This is a genomic window from Streptomyces lacaronensis, assembly GCF_047337785.1.
Taxonomy (GTDB): domain Bacteria; phylum Actinomycetota; class Actinomycetes; order Streptomycetales; family Streptomycetaceae; genus Streptomyces; species Streptomyces lycopersici.
Map to the genome: position 1 here is coordinate 3,445,222 of NZ_JBLHDK010000003.1, position 19,474 is coordinate 3,464,695.

Annotated in this window: 22 protein-coding genes and 1 pseudogene; 17 read left to right on the forward strand and 6 right to left on the reverse strand. The window is 69.5% G+C overall.

Going from position 1 to position 19,474, the window contains the following annotated elements; all coding sequences use genetic code 11:
- Nucleotides 1-135: 135 nt before the first annotated feature.
- Entirely contained in the window at nucleotides 136-1,281 is a 1,146-nt protein-coding gene (locus ACMTAK_RS14485; RefSeq protein ID WP_413806629.1) for a helix-turn-helix domain-containing protein, read from the reverse strand.
- 73 nt (nucleotides 1,282-1,354) lie between these two features.
- Here ACMTAK_RS14485 and ACMTAK_RS14490 point away from each other — a divergent pair, with 73 nt between their 5' ends.
- The 12 genes from ACMTAK_RS14490 (at nucleotide 1,355) to ACMTAK_RS14545 (ending at nucleotide 12,080) form a co-directional block, all read left to right on the forward strand.
- A complete protein-coding gene (locus ACMTAK_RS14490) occupies nucleotides 1,355-1,888 on the forward strand; it encodes a GNAT family N-acetyltransferase (protein ID WP_413806630.1) in 534 nt (177 codons plus the stop codon).
- Between the two features lie 92 nt (nucleotides 1,889-1,980).
- Nucleotides 1,981-2,064: a putative leader peptide gene (locus ACMTAK_RS14495; protein WP_309471194.1), complete on the forward strand. Its 84-nt coding sequence runs from the start codon at nucleotides 1,981-1,983 to the stop codon at nucleotides 2,062-2,064.
- A 221-nt stretch (nucleotides 2,065-2,285) separates the two neighbouring features.
- Complete coding sequence (locus ACMTAK_RS14500; protein WP_413806631.1) at nucleotides 2,286-3,980, forward strand: nitrite/sulfite reductase; 1,695 nt, start codon at nucleotides 2,286-2,288, stop codon at nucleotides 3,978-3,980.
- Nucleotides 3,981-4,095: 115 nt separating this feature from the next.
- Nucleotides 4,096-4,281, forward strand: coding sequence for a hypothetical protein (locus ACMTAK_RS14505; RefSeq protein WP_020867772.1), 186 nt, complete (start codon nucleotides 4,096-4,098; stop codon nucleotides 4,279-4,281).
- Nucleotides 4,278-4,979 (forward strand): phosphoadenylyl-sulfate reductase, encoded by a 702-nt coding sequence (locus ACMTAK_RS14510; RefSeq protein ID WP_413806632.1) that lies wholly within the window; start codon nucleotides 4,278-4,280, stop codon nucleotides 4,977-4,979. The genes ACMTAK_RS14505 and ACMTAK_RS14510 overlap by 4 nt, the downstream gene beginning before the upstream one ends.
- Complete coding sequence (gene cysC, locus ACMTAK_RS14515; RefSeq protein ID WP_185057964.1) at nucleotides 4,961-5,551, forward strand: adenylyl-sulfate kinase; 591 nt, start codon at nucleotides 4,961-4,963, stop codon at nucleotides 5,549-5,551. The genes ACMTAK_RS14510 and cysC overlap by 19 nt, the downstream gene beginning before the upstream one ends.
- 127 nt (nucleotides 5,552-5,678) lie before the next feature.
- Complete coding sequence (gene cysD / locus ACMTAK_RS14520) at nucleotides 5,679-6,617, forward strand: sulfate adenylyltransferase subunit CysD (RefSeq protein ID WP_413806633.1); 939 nt, start codon at nucleotides 5,679-5,681, stop codon at nucleotides 6,615-6,617.
- Nucleotides 6,618-6,619: 2 nt separating this feature from the next.
- Nucleotides 6,620-7,987 carry a sulfate adenylyltransferase subunit 1 gene (locus ACMTAK_RS14525; protein ID WP_413806634.1) on the forward strand — a complete coding sequence of 456 codons (1,368 nt, stop codon included), beginning with the start codon at nucleotides 6,620-6,622 and terminating at the stop codon, nucleotides 7,985-7,987.
- A gap of 224 nt (nucleotides 7,988-8,211) precedes the next feature.
- A complete protein-coding gene (locus ACMTAK_RS14530; protein ID WP_413806635.1) occupies nucleotides 8,212-9,348 on the forward strand; it encodes an ABC transporter substrate-binding protein in 1,137 nt (378 codons plus the stop codon).
- A 68-nt stretch (nucleotides 9,349-9,416) separates the two neighbouring features.
- Nucleotides 9,417-10,241 (forward strand): ABC transporter ATP-binding protein, encoded by an 825-nt coding sequence (locus ACMTAK_RS14535; RefSeq protein ID WP_413806636.1) that lies wholly within the window; start codon nucleotides 9,417-9,419, stop codon nucleotides 10,239-10,241.
- A complete protein-coding gene (locus tag ACMTAK_RS14540; RefSeq protein ID WP_413806637.1) occupies nucleotides 10,228-11,202 on the forward strand; it encodes an ABC transporter permease in 975 nt (324 codons plus the stop codon). The genes ACMTAK_RS14535 and ACMTAK_RS14540 overlap by 14 nt, the downstream gene beginning before the upstream one ends.
- A gap of 125 nt (nucleotides 11,203-11,327) precedes the next feature.
- The gene (locus ACMTAK_RS14545; RefSeq protein ID WP_413806638.1) at nucleotides 11,328-12,080 is read left to right on the forward strand and encodes a sirohydrochlorin chelatase; all 753 of its coding nucleotides are present in this window, start codon (nucleotides 11,328-11,330) and stop codon (nucleotides 12,078-12,080) included.
- Between the two features lie 106 nt (nucleotides 12,081-12,186).
- On the opposite strand, the gene ACMTAK_RS14550 is transcribed toward ACMTAK_RS14545, so the two are convergent.
- Nucleotides 12,187-12,921, reverse strand: coding sequence for an SDR family oxidoreductase (locus ACMTAK_RS14550; RefSeq protein WP_413806639.1), 735 nt, complete (start codon nucleotides 12,919-12,921; stop codon nucleotides 12,187-12,189).
- An 89-nt stretch (nucleotides 12,922-13,010) separates the two neighbouring features.
- On the opposite strand from ACMTAK_RS14550, the pseudogene ACMTAK_RS14555 reads away from it, so the two are divergent.
- Nucleotides 13,011-13,130 (forward strand): annotated as a pseudogene (locus ACMTAK_RS14555) (LysR family transcriptional regulator); the annotation flags it as partial.
- A 223-nt stretch (nucleotides 13,131-13,353) separates the two neighbouring features.
- Nucleotides 13,354-13,815 (forward strand): LysR substrate-binding domain-containing protein, encoded by a 462-nt coding sequence (locus ACMTAK_RS14560; RefSeq protein WP_413812886.1) that lies wholly within the window; start codon nucleotides 13,354-13,356, stop codon nucleotides 13,813-13,815.
- Between the two features lie 143 nt (nucleotides 13,816-13,958).
- Here ACMTAK_RS14560 and ACMTAK_RS14565 read toward each other — a convergent pair whose 3' ends face one another.
- On the reverse strand, nucleotides 13,959-14,915 hold the full coding sequence (locus ACMTAK_RS14565) for a quinone oxidoreductase family protein (RefSeq protein ID WP_413806640.1): 957 nt from the start codon (nucleotides 14,913-14,915) through the stop codon (nucleotides 13,959-13,961).
- A 59-nt stretch (nucleotides 14,916-14,974) separates the two neighbouring features.
- On the opposite strand from ACMTAK_RS14565, the gene ACMTAK_RS14570 reads away from it, so the two are divergent.
- Nucleotides 14,975-15,550, forward strand: coding sequence for a TetR/AcrR family transcriptional regulator (locus ACMTAK_RS14570; RefSeq protein ID WP_413812887.1), 576 nt, complete (start codon nucleotides 14,975-14,977; stop codon nucleotides 15,548-15,550).
- 71 nt (nucleotides 15,551-15,621) lie between these two features.
- Here ACMTAK_RS14570 and ACMTAK_RS14575 read toward each other — a convergent pair whose 3' ends face one another.
- The 3 genes from ACMTAK_RS14575 to ACMTAK_RS14585 all read right to left on the reverse strand — a co-directional run bounded on the left by ACMTAK_RS14575 (nucleotide 15,622) and on the right by ACMTAK_RS14585 (nucleotide 18,183).
- Nucleotides 15,622-16,386 carry an HNH endonuclease family protein gene (locus ACMTAK_RS14575; protein ID WP_413806641.1) on the reverse strand — a complete coding sequence of 255 codons (765 nt, stop codon included), beginning with the start codon at nucleotides 16,384-16,386 and terminating at the stop codon, nucleotides 15,622-15,624.
- Nucleotides 16,387-16,421: 35 nt separating this feature from the next.
- On the reverse strand, nucleotides 16,422-17,771 hold the full coding sequence (locus tag ACMTAK_RS14580) for an AAA family ATPase (RefSeq protein ID WP_413806642.1): 1,350 nt from the start codon (nucleotides 17,769-17,771) through the stop codon (nucleotides 16,422-16,424).
- Nucleotides 17,772-17,856: 85 nt separating this feature from the next.
- A complete protein-coding gene (locus ACMTAK_RS14585) occupies nucleotides 17,857-18,183 on the reverse strand; it encodes a hypothetical protein (RefSeq protein ID WP_413806643.1) in 327 nt (108 codons plus the stop codon).
- Nucleotides 18,184-18,376: 193 nt separating this feature from the next.
- Between ACMTAK_RS14585 and ACMTAK_RS14590 the strand changes: the two genes are divergently transcribed.
- Nucleotides 18,377-19,225, forward strand: a complete 849-nt coding sequence (locus ACMTAK_RS14590; protein ID WP_413806644.1) for a helix-turn-helix domain-containing protein — start codon at nucleotides 18,377-18,379, stop codon at nucleotides 19,223-19,225.
- An 11-nt stretch (nucleotides 19,226-19,236) separates the two neighbouring features.
- Complete coding sequence (locus tag ACMTAK_RS14595; protein ID WP_413806645.1) at nucleotides 19,237-19,440, forward strand: DUF397 domain-containing protein; 204 nt, start codon at nucleotides 19,237-19,239, stop codon at nucleotides 19,438-19,440.
- Nucleotides 19,441-19,474 lie beyond the last annotated feature (34 nt).

Genomic DNA, 19,474 nt, shown 5'->3' on the forward strand with positions numbered 1-19,474 from the left:
GATCCCAGCCCTGCGTGCCGGGCGGGCGACTCACCGGGGAAATCGGGACAGCGGGATCGGAAACCGCCCTCGAGCTGCGAGGACGGCGGGGGCTGGGATGCCCGGTGGGACGCCGGGCGGCGCGGCACGCGGTGATCAGCTCTTCGATCCGGCACGGTAGGCGCGGTCGCAGGCGCTCCAGGCGCTGAAGTCATGGGTGAGCGCCCACAGCCGATGGGCCGCCCGGATGTTCCAGTCCGGATCCAGCGCCCGCTCCCGGGTGCCGCCCAGCTTGCGCAGCGTGCCGTCGTACAGCTGGAAGACGCCCCAGTTCCGGGTCGCGTTGGAATTGGGCAGGGTATGGAGGGGATCGAGGTACGAGGCGCAGTCCGCGATGCCGACCGCGCGCTCGGGGTCCTCGGTGAAGACCTCGCGGATGCGCCGGGTGACCCGGTCCGGCGTCCAGGTGTCGAGCGGTTTGCCCTCGGTCTCGTACAGCGCGCGTTTGGTCCGCTTGTCCACCGATCCGTTGGGCGTCAGCCCGCTGCGGAGCTGGAACACCACGACACGCATCTGGGTGACCGGTCCGAAGGCCCCGTCGACGTCGAGCCTGCCGCCCGCGCGGGCGAGCAGCGACTGGAGCTCACGCACACACGCGTCCGCCTGCCCCATGCTCACGACGACCGGGCAGCGGGAGGACAGCAGCAGGCGGTCGTCCGAGGAGCCGCCCGACCCGTCCGACGACGTCAGGGTCTTCCCCAACAGCGCGGCTGCCACCCCGGCGGCGGCGAAGACGGCAAGGGCGAGCACGGTGAGCAGCGGCCGGCGGCGCGGCGGCGACGCGGCGGAGCCGGGCTCCGGGGCCGGAGCGGTGCGAGGGGACTCCGCCCCGGATTCTGGTTCCGGCTCGGGGTCGGGCTCCGGCTCCGAGGCCGCACCGGGCGCCGTCTCGGCATCCGGCCCACCCATTGTCTCGGCACTTGAGACAACCGGCCCGGCAGCCCCAGCCCGGCCCACCGATACCGCGGCCGGCGCCCGCGACCCGGCCCGCTTGCGCTCCGCGTCCGCCAGAACCCACCGCCGATGCAGCTCCAGCAGTTCCTCACCGCTGGCCCCGCACACCTTGCCGAACCGCGCGAGCACCTCGTAGTCGCCGGGCACGCCCGCCCCCGAGCAGTAGCGGTGCAGCGCCGACGCGCTCACCCCGCTGCGCGCCGCCAGCGCCGCGTAACTGCGGTTCGTCCTCCCCTTGAGCTCGCGCAACAGCTCCGCGAACTCCTCCACATCCCCGTTCCCGGACACCCCGACCCCGCCCTCCCCGCTTGAGCGATACCCGTCAAGGCGAGTCAACGGCGTCCATGGTTATCTGTCCACCATGACCACCACCGTGACCACCTGGCACCTGGAGCAGACCGCTCCTTCCGATCTCAGCCCGGCGCAGGAGCCGCCCGCGACGGCCGGGGTGCGGATCGCCCGGGCCGAGGTGCCGAGCCCCGAGTTCAGCCACTTCCTCTTCACGGCGGTGGGCTCGGATGTGTCGTGGACCGACCGGCTGGTGTGGTCGCGGGAGGCGTGGGAGGAGCGTCTGCACCGGCCCGGTGTGGAGACCTGGGTGGCGTACGAGCGCGGGACCCCGGCCGGGTACATCGAGCTGGAGGGCCAGGACGAGGGCGTGGTGGAGATCGTGTACTTCGGTCTGCTGCCCGCCTTCCGGGGCCGCCGCATCGGCGGGCATCTGCTGACCTGGGGGACCTCCCGCGCCTGGGACATGGCCGACCGCTGGCCGGACCGGGTGCCGACCAAGCGGGTGTGGCTGCACACCTGTAGCAAGGACGGGCCGTACGCGCTGGACAACTACCGCCGCCGGGGCTTCCGGGTGTTCGACGTCAAGACGGCGGACGAGGAGTGACCAACGCCACAGCGTCTTGCATTTCGAGACAGATTCGTCCGCATAGTGGATGAAGGTGGACTCGTCAGAGACCGCCATGCGACGCTTCCATCATGTCTCGAGCTGGAATTGCCTTGGTGAGTCGACGCCACGTCGATCTCGGCCGCATGTCCAGCGCGATCTGTCCGGCGGGCTGACCCGCACCTCGACAGGGCCGTCATCAAGGCCCCGGGCAGCACCACCGCATCTTCCGCACGCCCCCGACGACGTGGGCGGGCGCGCACGCCTCGACACTCCCCGCCGCATTCGCACCGGTCCCCGCCGTACACCCCTGCCCGCCTGCGCATGCGCAGGTCGGACGGTGCGCACCAACGTACTACCCGCCGCACCAGAGTCGCATCGAAGGACATACACCGCCATGGCTGCCACCCCGGAACGCGCAAGCGCTACGCCCCGCCGCAAGGCCGGACGCCACCGCGGCGAAGGCCAGTGGGCCGCGGGGCACTTCACCCCCCTCAACGGCAACGAGCAGACCAAGAAGGACGATGACGGTCTCAATGTGCGGACACGCATTGAGACGATCTACGCCCACCGCGGCTTCGACTCCATCGACGGCGCCGATCTGCGCGGCCGGATGCGCTGGTGGGGTCTTTACACCCAGCGCAAGCCCGGGATCGACGGCGGCAAGACCGCGATCCTGGAGCCGGAGGAGCTGGACGACGAGTACTTCATGATGCGGGTCCGGGTGGACGGCGGCCGGCTGACCACCGAGCAGCTGCGGGTCGTCGGCGAGATCTCGGAGGAGTTCGCGCGCGGCACCGCGGACATCACCGACCGGCAGAACATCCAGTACCACTGGATCCGGATCGAGGACGTGCCCGAGATCTGGAAGCGGCTGGAGGCCGTCGGGCTGTCCACCACCGAGGCGTGCGGTGACACTCCGCGTGTGATCGTCGGTTCGCCGGTGGCGGGGATCGCCGAGGACGAGATCATCGACGGCACCTCCGCCATCGAGGAGATCCACCGGCGCTACATCGGCAGCAAGGAGTTCTCCAACCTGCCGCGGAAGTTCAAGACCGCGGTCTCCGGCTCGCCGGTGCTCGACGTGGTGCACGAGATCAACGACGTCGCGTTCGTCGGCGTCCGCCACCCCGAGCACGGCCCCGGCTTCGACCTGTGGGTCGGCGGCGGTCTTTCCACCAACCCCAAGATCGGCGTCCGGCTCGGCGCCTGGGTGCCGCTGGAGGAGGTCCCGGAGGTCTGGGCCGGGGTCGTCTCCATCTTCCGCGACTACGGCTACCGGAGGCTGCGCACCCGCGCCCGGCTGAAGTTCCTGGTCGCCGACTGGGGCCCGGAAAAGTTCCGCCAGGTGCTGGAGGACGAGTACCTGAAGCGCCCGCTGTCCGACGGCCCGGCACCCGAACAGCCCGTCCAGCAGTGGCGTGACCACATCGGCGTCCACCGCCAGCAGGACGGCCGCTACTACGTGGGCTTCGCACCGCGCGTCGGACGGGTGGACGGCGCCACCCTCACCAAGATCGCCGACCTGGCCGAGGCACATGGCTCCGGGCGGCTGACCACCACCGTCGAGCAGAAGATGATCGTGCTCGATGTGACCGAGGACCAGGTGGAGTCGCTGGTCGCGAGGCTGGAGGCGCTGGACCTCCAGGTCAAGCCGTCCGCGTTCCGGCGCGGCACGATGGCCTGCACCGGTATCGAGTTCTGCAAGCTGGCGATCGTCGAGACCAAGGCGCGCGGCTCCTGGCTCATCGATGAGCTGGAGCGCCGGCTGCCCGAGTTCAACGAGCCGATCACCATCAACCTCAACGGCTGCCCGAACGCCTGCGCCCGTATCCAGGTGGCGGACATCGGTCTCAAGGGCCAGCTGGTCATGGACGACAACGGCCAGCAGGTCGAGGGCTACCAGGTACACCTGGGCGGCGCCCTGGGCCTGGAGCCGGGCTTCGGCCGCAAGGTGCGCGGGCTGAAGGTCACCGCCGCCGAGCTCCCCGACTATGTGGAGCGGCTGCTGCGCCGCTTCCAGGAGCAGCGCGAGGACGGCGAGCGCTTCGCCACCTGGGCGGGGCGTGCCAGTGAGGACGCCCTGAAATGAGCGTGTCCCGGCGCGCTGCGCGGGCTGGACTGAGGAGCCGCGCAGCGACGAAGGAGCGAGCAGTGACGAAGGAAGCCCGCGCAGCGATGCGCGCCGGGATCGAGCGGGGGGCAAGGTGACCGAGCGTGCCGCGCCGTTCTACTGCCCTTACTGCGGGGACGAGGATCTGCGTCCCTCGGAGGAGGGCCATGGCGCGTGGGAATGCGCGTCCTGCAACCGCGCGTTCCGCCTGTCGTTCCTCGGGCTGCTGGCCAAGGGCCTGCGGCGCGACCCGATCGATGAAGGGGGCACGGCGATATGACGACACGCCTTGAGGACACCGATCTCGAAGAGCTCGCCGAGAAGGCGGGCCACGAACTCGAGGACGCCCCGGCGCTGGACATCCTGCGCTGGGCGGCGGACACCTTCGGATCGCGTTTCTGCGTCACCTCCTCGATGGAGGACGCGGTGGTGGCTCACCTCGCCTCCCGCGCCTTCCCCGGTGTGGACGTGGTCTTCCTCGACACCGGCTACCACTTCCCCGAGACCATCGGCACCCGTGACGCGGTGGCGGCCGTGATGGACGTCAATGTCATCACCCTGACCCCGCGCCAGACGGTGGCCGAGCAGGACGCCGAGTACGGTCCCCGGCTGCACGACCGCGACCCCGACCTCTGCTGCGCCCTGCGGAAGGTCCAGCCGCTCGAGGAGGGGCTGCGGGAGTACGACGCCTGGGCCACGGGGCTGCGCCGGGACGAATCGCCAACTCGCGCCAACACCCCGGTCGTTGGCTGGGACGCCCGGCGCCGTAAGGTGAAGGTCTCGCCGATCGCCCGCTGGCGCCAAGCGGATGTCGAGGCCTATGTCGCCGAGCACGGTGTGCTGACCAACCCCCTGCTGATGGACGGCTATCCGTCGATAGGCTGCGCGCCCTGCACCCGTCGGGTTCTGGAGGGCGAGGACAACCGGTCCGGCCGCTGGGCGGGGAGCAACAAGACCGAATGCGGGCTGCACGGCTGATGGCTGTCGACCAGGAGAACGAGATGAGCGCCCCCACGACCACCGGTGCCACGGTGTGGCTGACCGGTCTGCCGAGCGCGGGAAAGACCACGATCGCCTATGCGCTGGCCGAGCGGCTGCGCGGCGAGGGCCGCCGGGTGGAGGTGCTCGACGGGGACGAGATCCGCGAGTTCCTCTCCTCGGGTCTGGGGTTCTCCCGCGAGGACCGGCACACCAACGTCCAGCGGATCGGCTTCGTGGCCGAGCTGCTGGCCTCCCACGGGGTCACGGTGCTGGTGCCGGTCATCGCGCCGTACGGGGACAGCCGCGAGGCGGTCCGCAAGCGCCACCAGCGCGAGGGCACCCCGTATCTGGAGATCCACGTGGCCACGCCCGTGGAGGTGTGCTCCGAGCGGGACGTCAAGGGGCTGTACGCGAAGCAGGCGGCGGGCGAACTCTCGGGTCTGACCGGTGTGGACGACCCCTACGAGGCCCCTGCCGACCCGGATCTGCGCATCGAAACCCACAGGAACAGCGTGCAGGAGTCGGCGGCCGAGGTGCGGTTGCTGTTGAGTGAAAGGGGACTGCTGTGAGCCACGCACGGGCGGCCGCCGCGTCACGGGCCATGGCGCTCCCCGCATCGGGGCGCCGTACCCACAGCGAATCGGCCGATATGACGGGAAGCTACTACCGCAGCCGAGCGAACGAAAGGGGCGCGGCATGACGACCGTGACGGCGATCAACGCGGGCGAGGGCGCGGGCCTGTACGCGCTCTCGCACCTGGACGCGTTGGAGTCCGAGGCGGTACACATCTTCCGCGAGGTGGCGGGCGAGTTCGAGCGGCCGGTGATCCTGTTCTCCGGCGGCAAGGACTCCATCGTCATGCTGCACCTCGCGCTCAAGGCGTTCGCCCCGGCGACGGTCCCGTTCTCGCTCCTCCACGTGGACACCGGGCACAACTTCCCCGAGGTCATCGCCTATCGGGACGCCACCGTCGCCCGGCACGGGCTGCGGCTGCACGTGGCCTCGGTCCAGGAGTTCATCGACGACGGCCGGCTGCGCGAGCGCCCGGACGGCACCCGCAATCCGCTCCAGACCGTGCCGCTGCTGGACGCCATCGAGAAGAACCGCTTCGACGCGGTCTTCGGCGGTGGCCGCCGGGACGAGGAGAAGGCCCGCGCCAAGGAGCGGGTGTTCTCCCTCCGGGACGAGTTCGGCGGCTGGGACCCGCGTCGGCAGCGCCCCGAGCTGTGGCAGCTCTACAACGGCCGCCACTCCCCCGGTGAGCACGTCCGGGTCTTCCCGCTGTCCAACTGGACCGAGCTGGACGTGTGGCAGTACATCGCCCGGGAGAAGATCGACCTGCCGCAGATCTACTACGCGCATGAGCGCGAGGTCTTCCGGCGCGCCGGCATGTGGCTGGCGCCCGGCGAGTGGGGCGGTCCGAAGGACGGCGAGACCGTGGAGCGGCGCATGGTGCGCTACCGCACCGTGGGCGACATGTCCTGCACCGGCGCCGTCGAGTCGAACGCGGTGGCCATCGAGCAGGTCATCGATGAGATAGCCGCCTCCCGGCTGACCGAGCGGGGTGCGACCCGCGCCGACGACAAGCTGTCGGAGGCCGCGATGGAGGACCGCAAGCGCGAGGGGTATTTCTAACGATGACGAGCGATCTGACGTCCGAGGAGCAGGCCGCGGCGGCCGCCGTGGAGCGGTCCGCGGCCACCTCGCAGCTGCGGTTCGCCACCGCGGGCTCGGTGGACGACGGTAAGTCCACGCTGGTCGGGCGGCTGCTGCACGACTCCAAGTCGGTGCTGGCCGATCAGCTGGAGGCCGTGGAGCACGCCTCGCGCAGCCGTGGCCAGGAGGCGCCGGACCTGGCGCTGCTGACGGACGGGCTGCGGGCGGAGCGGGAGCAGGGCATCACCATCGATGTCGCCTACCGCTACTTCGCCACGCCGAAGCGGCGGTTCATCCTCGCCGACACCCCCGGCCATGTGCAGTACACCCGCAACATGGTCACCGGCGCCTCCACCGCCGAGCTCGCGGTCGTCCTGGTGGACGCGCGCAACGGCGTGGTGGAGCAGACCCGGCGGCATGCCGCGGTCGCCGCCCTGCTGCGGGTCCCGCATGTGGTCCTCGCCGTCAACAAGATGGACCTGGTGGACTACGCGGAGCCGGTCTTCGCGGCCATCGCCGAGGAGTTCACCACCTACGCGGCCTCGCTGGGCGTCCCGGAGATCACGGCCATCCCGATCTCGGCGCTGGCCGGGGACAACGTGGTGACCGCGTCGGCGAACATGGACTGGTACGGCGGCCCGACCGTGCTGGAGCACCTGGAGACCGTGCCGGTGGGCACCGACCCGTCCCAGGACCCGGCGCGTTTCCCGGTGCAGTACGTGATCCGTCCGCAGACCGCCGAGCACCCCGACTACCGCGGCTACGCGGGCCAGATCGCCTCCGGTGTGCTGCGCGTCGGCGACGCCGTCACCGTGCTGCCGTCCGGCCGGACGTCCGCCATCACCGGGATCGACGCGCTGGGCGCGATGGTGGACGTGGCGTGGGCCCCGCAGTCGGTGACCCTCACCCTCGCCGACGACCTGGACATCTCGCGCGGGGATCTGCTCGCGCCGAGCGACCACGCGCCACGGACCACCAGGGACGTCGAGGCCACCGTCTGCCATCTGCACGACCGTCCGCTGCGCGTGGGCGACCGGGTGCTGCTCAAGCACACCACCCGCACGGTGAAGGCGATCATCAAGGACATTCCGTCGCGGCTGACGCTGGCCGATCTGTCGCACCACCCGGCGCCGGGTGAGCTGGCCGCCAATGACATCGGCCGGGTCGTGCTGCGTACCTCCGAGCCGCTGGCGCTGGACGCGTACGACGCCTCGCGCCGCACCGGTTCCTTCCTGCTGGTCGACCCGGCCGACGGCACCACGCTCACCGCCGGAATGGCGGGCGACTCCTTCGCGACACCGGCCAAGGGCGCCGAGGCCGCGCGGGACGACGAGGGATGGGACTTCTGACGATGGCCGGTGAGGTGTTCTCGACATTCGCCAAGGAGGGCGGCCGCGTGGGCAGCGGGGCGCTCGGCAGCGGGCAGGGCGGGGTCGGACGATGTGTGCGCTGATGCCGCAGTCCGCACCCGTCCACCAGCACCGCCGCCGAAAGCCGTCTGAACCGCCGGGCGTCCTCTGACGCCGCCCCGGCCCGTCGAGAGGAACACCCCGTGTCGTCTGCCGTCCGCCTCATGGCTCCGCGACCAGCCGAGCACCCCCACCGCCGCACCCGGATCCTGGCGGCGGCGGCCGTCCTCCCCCTGCTGATGGGCGCGCTGGGCGCCTGCGGCTACGGCTCGCAGAAGAAGAACGACGACGCGGGATCCTCTGCGGTCCCCGCGGCCGGCGGTGAGAAGGTCGACGGGCTGGACAAGGTGAAGGTCGGCTACTTCGCCAACCTCACCCATGCCACCGCGCTGGTGGGGCTGCGCAAGGGCGGCCCGATCCAGCAGGAGCTCAAGGGCACGAAGGTCGCGCCGTACGTCTTCAACGCCGGGCCGTCGGAGATCGAGGCGCTCAACGCGGGCTCCATCGACATGGGCTGGATCGGCCCGTCGCCGTCCATCAACGGCTATGTGAAGTCCCACGGCTCCAACCTCAAGATCATCTCGGGGTCGGTCTCGGGCGGTGTCAAGCTCGTGGTCAACCCGAAGAAGATCAAGACGCTGAACGACGTCAAGGGCAAGAAGATCGCCACCCCGCAGCTGGGCAACACCCAGGACGTGGCGTTCCTCAACTGGGTCAAGAGCAAGGGCTGGAAGGTCGACGCCCAGAGCGGCAAGGGCGATGTGTCGGTGGTCCGCAGCGACAACAAGGTCACTCCGGACGCGTACAAGTCCGGTGCCATCGACGGCGCGTGGGTGCCCGAGCCGACCGCGTCCAAGCTGGTCGCCGACGGCGGCAAGGTGCTCCTGGACGAGTCCTCGCTGTGGCCGGACAAGAAGTTCGTGATCACCAACCTGATCGTGAAGCAGTCGTTCCTCGAGGAGCACCCGAAGGTCGTCGAGGCCGTGCTGCGCGGCTCGGTGAAGACCAACGCCTACATCAAGGCCAACCCCGAGCAGGCGAAGAACGCGGCCAACGCGGCGCTCAAGGAGGAGACCGGCAAGCCGCTGCCCGCCGAGGTGATCGACCCGGCGTGGAAGTCCATCCAGGTCACCGACGACCCCCTGGCCTCGACGCTGAACACCGAGGCCGACCACGCGGTCCAGGCGGGGCTTCTGGAGAAGCCCGATCTCAAGGGGATCTACGACCTGGGCCCGCTGAACAAGGTCCTCAAGGCCGAGGGCAAGCCGGCGGTCTCCGCCGCGGGCCTCGGCAGCCAGTAGCCGCCCGTCCGTCCCGTACGCACCGTACGCATGTACACGCATGTACGCATCCATCAGGAGGTGACCGGATGTCCCCGGCACTGACCACCGAGAAGGACGACCGGGCGAGCACCGCGACGGCGGGCTCCCCCGGCCCCGCCGACGCCACCGGATCCGTCTCGATCGCCCATGTCCACAAGGCCTTCGGCCGTCCCGGGGCGGCCCAGCCCGTGCTCGAGGACATCAACCTCCAGGTGCGGCCCGGGGAGTTCGTCTGCATCCTGGGGGCCTCCGGCTGCGGTAAGTCCACGCTGCTCAATCTGATCGCCGATCTGGACAAGCCGACCTCGGGGGCCATCGAGGTCCCCGGCGGCCGGCCGGCCCTGATGTTCCAGGAGCACGCCCTGTTCCCGTGGCTGACCGCGGGGAAGAACATCGAGCTGGCGCTGCGGCTGCGCGGTGTGCCGCGCGCCGACCGCAGGCCGCGGGCCGAGCGGCTGCTGGAGCTGGTGCGGCTCAGCGGCGCCCACGGCAAGCGGGTGCACGAGCTCTCCGGCGGGATGCGGCAGCGCGTGGCGCTGGCCCGCGCGCTGGCGCAGGACTCCAGCGTGCTGCTGATGGACGAGCCGTTCGCCGCGCTCGACGCCATCACCCGCGATGTGCTGCACGAGGAGCTGACCCGGATCTGGAGCGAGACCGGCGTCTCGGTGCTGTTCGTGACCCACAACGTCCGCGAGGCCGTCCGGCTGGCCGAGCGCGTGGTGCTGCTGTCCTCCCGGCCGGGGCGGATCGTCCGCGAGTGGACGGTGGACATTCCGCAGCCGCGCCGTATCGAGGACGCGGCCGTCGCCGACCTGTCCGTTGAGATCACCGAAGAACTGCGTGGGGAGATCCGCCGCCATGGCCAGCAGTAAGACCACCCGCGGCACCGCGGTCGAGGAAGCCGACGGCGGGAAGCGGCCCATCGAGAAGTCTGTGGAGAAGTCCACGGCCAAGGCGGGTCCAAGGGGTCCGGGCCAGGATCTGGCGGGCCTGGAGGCCGGTCTGGACGCCCTGGACGCGGTGCAGACCAAGCGGGTCTCACCGGCCGAGGTGCTGGTCCAGAAGGTGCTGCCGCCCATCGTGGCCGTCGCCTTCGTCCTGGCCCTGTGGAAGGTGCTCGTCGTAGCGAAGGTCACCCCCGACTACAAGCTCCCCGACCCGGGGCTGGTCTGGGACTCGCTGCGCCAGCTGTGGCTCCAGGGCGAGTTGCTCGACATCATCTGGACCAGCGTCTCGCGCGGTCTGTTCGGCTTCCTCATCGCGCTGGCGATCGCGACCCCACTCGGTCTGGTCGTCGCCCGGGTGAAGTTCATCCGCGCCGGTCTCGGCCCGATCCTGTCGGGGCTTCAGTCACTGCCGTCGGTCGCCTGGGTGCCGCCCGCCGTGATCTGGCTGGGTCTGAACGACCAGATGATGTACACCGTCATCCTGCTGGGCGCGGTCCCCTCCATCGCCAACGGACTGGTGGCCGGCATCGACCAGGTGCCCCCACTGTTCCTCCGCGCCGGACGCACCCTCGGCGCCCGCGGCCTGGTCAGCGCCCGGCACATCCTGCTGCCCGCCGCGCTGCCCGGTTATGTCGCCGGGCTCAAGCAGGGCTGGGCCTTCTCCTGGCGCTCGCTGATGGCCGCCGAGATCATCGCCAAGTCCCCGGACCTGGGCCTCGGTCTTGGCCAGTACCTGGAGAACCAGCGCAACAACTCCGATATGGCGGGGGTGCTCCTCGGCATCCTCCTGATCCTCGTCGTCGGCATCGCCATCGAGCTGCTGATCTTCGCCCCGATCGAGCGCCGGGTGCTGCGCAGCCGCGGCCTGCTGGCGAGCGCGCGCTGACCGAAGACCGCTGAACGAAGACCGCTGACCGAAGACCGCTGAACGAAGGCCACTGACCGAAGACCACTGACCGAAGACCACTGAGCGGAAAGCCACCGAACGGAAGGCCACGGAAAGCCATCACCATGTCTGCCCCGACTCTGCTGATCATCGCCCACGGCAGCCGCGATCCCCGCCATGCGGCGACCGTCGACGCGCTGCGCGCGCGGGCGCGGTCGCTACGGCCGGGGCTGCGGGTGGAGGCGGCCTTCCTGGAGTTCAACGCGCCGCGCGTACCGCAGGTACTGGCCCGGCTCGCCGCGGAGGACGCCACCGAGGTGATCGCCCTCCCGCTGCTGCTGACCCGCGCCTTCCACGCGAAGACCGACATCCCGGCGGTGCTGCGCGAGGCCACGGCCCGCCACCCCCGCCTCTCCGTCCGCCAGGCCGACGTCCTGGGCCCGTCCCCGCTCCTGATGGACGCCCTGGAACGCCGCCTTCACGAGGCGGGGCTGCGCCCCGCCGACCGTTCCTCGACCGGGGTCGTCCTGGCCTCGGCGGGGTCTACCGACCCGGAGGCGATCGCGGTGATCGCTGAAATCGCGCGGGAGTGGCGGCACACCGGATGGTGCGCCGTGCGACCCGCGTTCGCCTCCGCCTCTCTTCCCCGCACCGAGGACGCCGTCCGCGCCCTGCGCGCGGACGGCGTACCCCGGGTGGCCGTGGCCCCCTACGTCATCGCCCCCGGCCGCCTCCCCGACCGCATCGTCCACGGCGCCGAAGCCGCCGGCGCCGACCTCCTGGCCCCCGTCCTGGGCCCCGCCCCGGAACTGGCCCGCCTCCTCCTGACCCGCTACGACGAGGCCCGCACGACACCCCCGGCCCTGCTGACCGCCTAAGGGCCTAAGGGCCTTAAGCGATCGTCTCAGCTGTCGGAATCCGCATCCGACACCGAGATCGGGCGGGAACACCGCCCAATCCTGAGCGGTGTTCAAACGGGCGGCGTCACAATTGGGTGCCGCCACCGTCCACCGCGAGCTCGGCGCCGGTGGTGTAGGTCGCATCGAAGGCGAAGAAAATGGCAGCACGCGCGACCTCCTCCGGATTCCCTATACGCCCCATCGGAGTCTGGGCGGCGAAACCCGCCGCCATTTCGTCCGCCACCTCTACGGGCAGCTTCTTGTGCAGAATTCCTGTGTCGATCGGCCCCGGGCTCACCGCATTGACACGTACGCCACGCGGCAGCAGTTCGCGAGCCCAGGTACGCGCCATCGACCGGAGAGCCGCCTTGCTCGCCGCGTAGACACCATGGTCCGGATACCCCAGCACGTTCAAGACCGAGGTGGTCAGCACCACGCCGCTGCCCTCGGCAAGCAGCGGAAGCAGCCGCTGCAAGGTGAAGTAGGGCCCCTTGGTGTTGGCCGCGAAGACGGCATCGTAGGTCTGCTCGGTCGTCGCCTCGAACGACACCGAGTCGGTGATGCCCGCATTCAGGAACACCGCGTCCAGTTGACCGAACGCCTCCTCGACCTTCCCCGCCAAGTCATCGATGTCGGTCTTTGAGGTGGCGTCGCTGCGAACCGCGACCAGCCCCTCTTTGCTCGCCGCTTCGAGCGCGGCTTCCTTGCGTCCCGTGACCATCACCTGAGCACCCTCGGCCGCCAGCAGACGTGCGATCGACAGGCCGATTCCGCTACTGCCACCGGTGATGAGGGCGCGCTTTCCGCTGTACTTTTCCATGCCTCGATTCAAATCCCGGACCGGCGACGGCGTCCAAGACCTGATCTGCAACCCGTCATGCGCACATTGCATGTTGGTACGCTCCAAGCGTGCGCGTTCCCGGATCGGACCTCAACTTGCGGCTTGTCGGCTACTTCACGGTCGTCGCGGAGCACGCCAACTTCAGCCGCGCCGCCGCGGTGCTGCACGTCGCCCAGCCGTCCCTGAGCCGCCAGATCCAGCGCCTCGAGGAACATCTGGGCGTGCGCCTCTTCGACCGCAACCCCACAGGGCAGCCGGCTCACCAAAGCCGGTCGCGCCTTCCTGCCGCAGGCTCAGGCACTGCTCCAAGCAGCCCATCAAGCCGAGCGCACCGCCCGCGAAGGCGCCACCCCGCGCGAGTTCACCATCGGCTACGTCGAGGACCTGGTCATCACCCACGCCGTACGCCAACTGCGGCACCGACACCCCACGGCCCGCATCCGCACCCGCCACCTGGAGTGGAACGACGCCCACGCCCTCACCGACCGCCGCGTGGACGCCCTGGTCGCCCGCGCCCCGCTGCCCTTCCCCACCGAACGCCTGCGCCTCACCGATCTGTGGACGGAGCCACAGGTTCTGGTCGTCTCCACAGACCACCGCCTGGCCGGAAAGGAATCGGTGACCGTCGACGACCTCAGCGAAGAAGTTCTGCCGCAATGCCCGAGCGCGGTCCCGCAATGGAGCGATTTCGCCCGCCTGGAGCCGCGCCCGGACGGCGTTCCGGCTCGCAGCCCCGGCCTCACCACCGTGCCCATCGAGGGCATCGACCCGGTCCGCGTCGTCCTGGCAACCCGCTCCGCCGAGGCCAACCCCCTGATCAACGATTTCCTGAACGCCTGGTCATCCGACACACCCGCTCCTCGGGGTCGTTGAGCAGTGCGTCCAGGGGACGGCGCCCGGACGGTCTCATATCGCTGAGCCAGCGCTGGTGCCGGGCTCGACCGCGTTGAACCGAGTGGGCCGTTAGTTGAACCGAGTGGGCCGTTAATGGTGTTCGGACACCGTGCGGCCACCGGTTACGGGAACAGCAGCAGTTTCCCGGTGGTCGTGCGTGACTCGATGTCCGCGTGGGCCCTTGCCGCCTCCGCCAGCGGGTACCGACCGCCGATCCGGACGACCAGTTCGCCGCTCTCGACGAGCGCGAACAACTCGGCCGCGCGCGAGGCGAGTTCCTCGGGTGTGCGGACATGGTCCTCGGTCACGGCGTAGGTGAGGCGGGTGCTGCGGGGGATGTCGTTCATCGCGATCGTCGGCACGTCCCCGATCAGCGGCCCGTAGAATACCAGCGTGCCGTGCGTGCGCAGCACCTTAAGCGATGCGGCGAACGTGGTCGCGCCCGCGCCGTCGAAGACCACATGCACACCCTCGCCACCGGTCAGCTCACGCACCGGTTCGACGAACGCGTCACCGGAGGAGACCAGGACGTGGTCGGCGCCCGCGTCGGTGGCGATGCTGACCTTCTCCGGCCGCGACACCAGACCGATCACGGTGCCACCGCGGGCCTTGATGATCTGGGTGAGCATCATCCCGACCCCACCGGCGGCCGCGTGCACGAGCGCGACGTCCCCCGGGCGCACCGGGTGGGACACGGTGGCGAAGTGGTGCGCGGTCAGGCCCTGCACGAGCAAGGCCGCGGCCGTCGCGTCGTCGATGGCGTCGGGTACCCGGACGACACCGCTCGCCGGGAGCACGATCTGCTCGGCGTAGCTGCCGAGGCTGTTGATCGTCAACCACGCGACACGATCACCCGGCGTGAATCCGTGCACGCCCTCGCCCGTCTCCGCCACCACGCCGGCACCTTCCGCGCCCGGCACCTCGGCCATGGCCTGTCTACGGATGGCGGTGTCGAAGAAGTTCACGCCCGCCACGCGGACGTCCACCAGGACTTCTCCCGGCCCCGGGCGGGGTGCCGGCCGCTCCCGCAACCGCAGCACCTCCGGTCCCCCTGCTTCGTTGATGACTATCGCTCTCATGCGGCCGAAGGTATGTTCCAAAAAATGTACCCACAAGTACAATTTGGCCGGTGACGACCATGAAGAAAGGCGCCGCGACCCGCCTGCGCATCGTCGAAGCCGCCGCGGCCGAGATCCGGGAACGGGGCACGAACGCCACCACGCTCGACGACGTGGGCCGACGCAGTGGCACCGGCAAGGGGCAGCTGTTCTATTACTTCCCGGGAGGTCGGGAACAGCTTCTTCTCGCGGTCGCCGAACTCGAAGCCGAGCGAGTCTTCGAGGACCAGCAGCCGTACCTGAACGAACTCACCTCGCGCGCGGCCTGGGAGGCGTGGCGCGACCTCATCGTCGAGCGCTACCGCGACCAGGGGCTGTACTGCCCGCTCGGGGTGCTGATCGCCGACGTGGGCCGGTACAGCCCGGCCGCGCAGGCCGTGTCGGCGCAACTGGTGCGGCGGTGGCAGGAGTGCGTCCGAGCCGGTATCGAGGCCACGCAAGCGGCCGGCGAGGCCAACCCATCACTCGACCCCGATCGCACGGCCGCGGCTGTGATCGCCACGATCCAAGGCGGTGTCACCGTCCTGCTCTCCACCGGCTCCGCGGAGCATCTGGAGGCCGGGCTGAACCTCTGCCTGGACCACCTGCTGTCGTAGCCCCGCAGGCACCAGTAGTTGGGCGGCCGCGTCCCTCCTCGGCCCAAGCATGAGCTTGTGAGCAGTGGGGCCTAACCCCCCGCCGAGGCGAACTGCCAGGACCGGCAGTCCGGCTGGTGCCGCCAAGCCTGCTGAGGAATGAACACCGGCTTGGCTACCGGCTGTCCGTACAAGGCCCGCAGGGCCTCGACGGCAGCCTCGTCCCCGAGGACCACGGCTGCCGAGGGCCGGTCCGCGATGCGCCGCAGCTCTTGCAGAACATCCGCGAGCGGCTGACGTCGCAGCCTCAGCATGCGCTTCTGCGCACCGGCCGTGTCCTCCGCCGCCAGGAGTGCGGCGCAGCCTGCCAGGGTGTCGAGGCACTGGCCGACGGCGTCCAGTCGGCCTTTGCGCAACGGACCCCGGTTGAGCTGGAAGACATCGATGGTCGCGCAGCCACGCGGAGTCAGACAGTGGTACTCACCGCTGGTGAGGGACAGCCGGAGATGGTGTGCGGGTTCGTCCGCCGTGGGGTCGATGATCAGTGGCTCCCCGGTGGCGATGTCTTTGGGGAAGGTGCCGCCCTTGGCGTGCGAGTTGCAGAAGGAGCACGCGAGGAGGTGGTTGTACCAGTCGAACACCCGGTGGGGCGCGAGGCGCAGGGGTTCGAAATGGTCGATCGCGGTGCCGAGACTCTCCGAGCAGTACATACAGCGCTCGATACCACTGGCCATCGTACGGAGGGCCGTGGCGACGCGAGCACGGGTGCCGTCGGCCGCGTTCCAGGCGTTCCGGGCCACCTTCTCGGTGAGACCGACCTCGGGTAATCGAGCCTGCGCCTGTGCGAGCAGTTTCACCGTTCGGCCGTCGAGTGGTGATCGTTCCAGCCGGATCACTCGTCACGCCCCAGATGGGCGGCCACTTCGCTTACCCGGGCCGACAGAGAGCTGTTCAACTGGGCACTCAGTCGGCGGTACTCGGCCAGTTCCGCCTCGCTCGCCTGGCCATCCAGCACCCGGAACTCCATGGCCGCCAGCCGTCGCCGAAGCTCGTCCGCCCGCTCGGAGTACGGCGAGTCCACCCCGAAGAGGTCGGAGAGAATCGCGTCATCCCCGCTGCCGTACACCACACGCTGATACAGCTCATCGTCGGCCACCTCGGGCGGCCGCTCCTCGGTGGGCGCGGCCAGCCGGATCAGCCCACCGGGGTCGGCGGACTGGCAGATGTAGGGGCTGTGGGTCGTGACGATGAACTGAATCTCGGGAAAGTGCTGCTTCATCCACTGACCGATCCTCTTCTGCCAGCTGACGTGCAGGTGAGCGTCGACTTCGTCTATGAGCACGACGCCCGGCATGGGGATGACGGGGTGTCCGCCACACTCCTCGACCCGGAGTGTCCCGTAGGCGCCGTGCAGATGCCGCACCAGGTCCACGACGAGTGCGGTCACGGAGCGGTAGCCGTCGCTCATGCCGCGCAGGGCCAGAACACCGCGCGGCGTTTTCACCCAGAGGCCGTCGGAGTCGACTCCGGTCACCTCGTGATCATCGGGCAGCAGTCCATCCCCGAGCAGCAGTTTCACCGTGTCCACCAGCTCAACGGCACCGGGACGTCCCTCAAGGCCGCGTAGGTGCTGGTCGATCAGCCAGGTGACGCCCTCGGCCAGGCAGACGTTCTCGTCGAAGAGCGTTGCCAGCCGGTCGACACGCTCGAATCCGGCAGCCGACCGCCCACCATCGAGTCGGCGGTACGGGCCGTACCCAAGGCACAGCCACCCCTGCGGAGTCTCCTGCCACGGTCCGGACTCGGCCCTGCGTTGAAGTTCGAAGGCGTTCGTGGTGGACGGGCGCCGCAACCGGACATGGCTCTCGCCACGCTTCGTCATCCGCTCCCAGACCATGCGGACGTTTCCGGTCTCCGGAAACCAGTCGTTGGGCAAGTCATCCACGTTGACCCACCGCGCGTCCACGTGTTCCGGCCCGACCACCGACGCCTCGACGACCGCCTTACGCGCCCCTCGCGTCATCCAGTCACCGGCGTCCTTGAGCAACGCATGGGTGACGGCAGGGCCCTGTAGAACCAACGCGAGGGCTTGCAGCACCGTCGACTTGCCTGAGCCGTTCCGTCCGGCCAGCACGGTCCAGCCCGCGTAGCTGCCATCCTCACGCCGAGGGAATCGCAACCGGGCCGCCCGGTGACCATGGAACCCTCGGACGCCGGACAACTCCAAGTCCGTTACGTACATGCTTGCCTCCTGCTACGGACCGGAGCGGGTAACTCTCGGCAGCCTATCGATTCGGACAGTCGGCCATGGACCATGACCGAGGCGCTCAAGCGGCCTCGGCGTGGTCGAAAGCGGCGCCGCCCGACCGGCCGAGCCACACCAGCCGTGCCGTCATGCCGTCCTCACCGCCGCCTCGCGTGAACCATCGAAGCGCCCGCTCCGGCGAGTTGAGGACCATCTGGCCGGTGCCGTCGGCCGTGATCACGTGGACGGGTCCCTCGTGGAAGGCCACACCCCACGCCGCGACGCACCCGTCCTTCAGGCCGGGCCGCACCTCGCACTCCTGGACGACGGCGAAGATTCTGGGCGCGATGGCGAGGACGAGGTCGCAGAGTTCCTTGTCGAAGAGTTCTGAGGGGTCCGGTGTCTGCATGTGGGCCTCCGAGAGAGCAGGCATGAGGGGGCAGATACGCTTCCGGCCGACCGACCACCACTACGTGATGAGCGCGTCACTCACCGTAGAGCATAAGGTTATGCCGACACAACCTTATGCTCGCAGCTATGGGGCGTTGGACCTGCGTCGTGGCGCACGGCAGACTGCCGAACAGCCTGGAGGAGAAGAGAGCATGCCGAGAAGTCAGCCCACAGCACGACAGCGCCGACTCGGTACCGAGCTGCGCAAGATGCGCGAGGCGGCTGGTGTGACCGCCCGCCGGGCGGCCGAGCTGATCGGTACGAACCCCATCCAGATGAGTCAGGTCGAAGCGGGCAAGGCCGGTATCAGCGAGGCGCGACTGCGCTATATGGCCTCTCAATACGCTTGCTTCGATACCGCGCTGATCGACGCACTGGTTGCCATGGCCGGTGAGCGCGGCAAGGGGTGGTGGGAGGAGTACCGGGGCCTCCTCGCGCATGGCGCGCTGGACCTTGCCGAGTTGGAACACCACGCAACCCACATGCGCATGCTTCAAGCCTCCTACGTGCCAGGACTCCTGCAGACCGAGGCGTACATCCGGGCGCTCATGGCCTACGCCGTTCCTCCATTGCCGCCACCACATCTCGACGCACTGGTCTCCTTCCGCGTACGGCGGCGGGAGGTGTTGTCCCAGGACTCGGCGATCGCCTTCTCGGCGTTGATCCACGAAAGTGTCCTGCGCACACGCGTAGCCGACCGGAAGGTGGCACGCGAGCAGCTCGCCTTCATCCTGGAACAGTCGGAGCGCCCGAACGTCAGCGTCAGGGTGATCCCTTTTGATGTGGACGGCTTCGGCGGAGCCGGAAACTCCATGCTCTACGTCGGCGGGCCCGTGCCCAAGCTCGATACCGCGCAGATCGACGCCATGCACGGCTCGTTCTGGATGGACGCGGAGTCAGAGCTCACGAGATACCGCGCGCTACTCGACAAAGCCGAGGCTTCTTCCCTCGCGGTAGGGGCGTCTCGGGATTTCATCCACCGCATCGCGCAAGACATATGAGAGAGGCAGCCATGTCGAGCCCGGCCAAGTGGCGCAAGTCTTCGTTCTCCGGAAACGGGGAGGACAACCATTGCGTCGAACTCCTCCCCGTCGACGGCAACATCAAGCTTCGGGAAAGCGACACACCCGCCGACATCCTCACCACCACACCGGGCCGACTCGGAACCTTCATACGCGCCGTCAAGGCGGGGGCGCTCGACCACTTCGAGCGGTAGGCGCGAGGGGCGATGCGGCCCTCGGCCCTTCCCC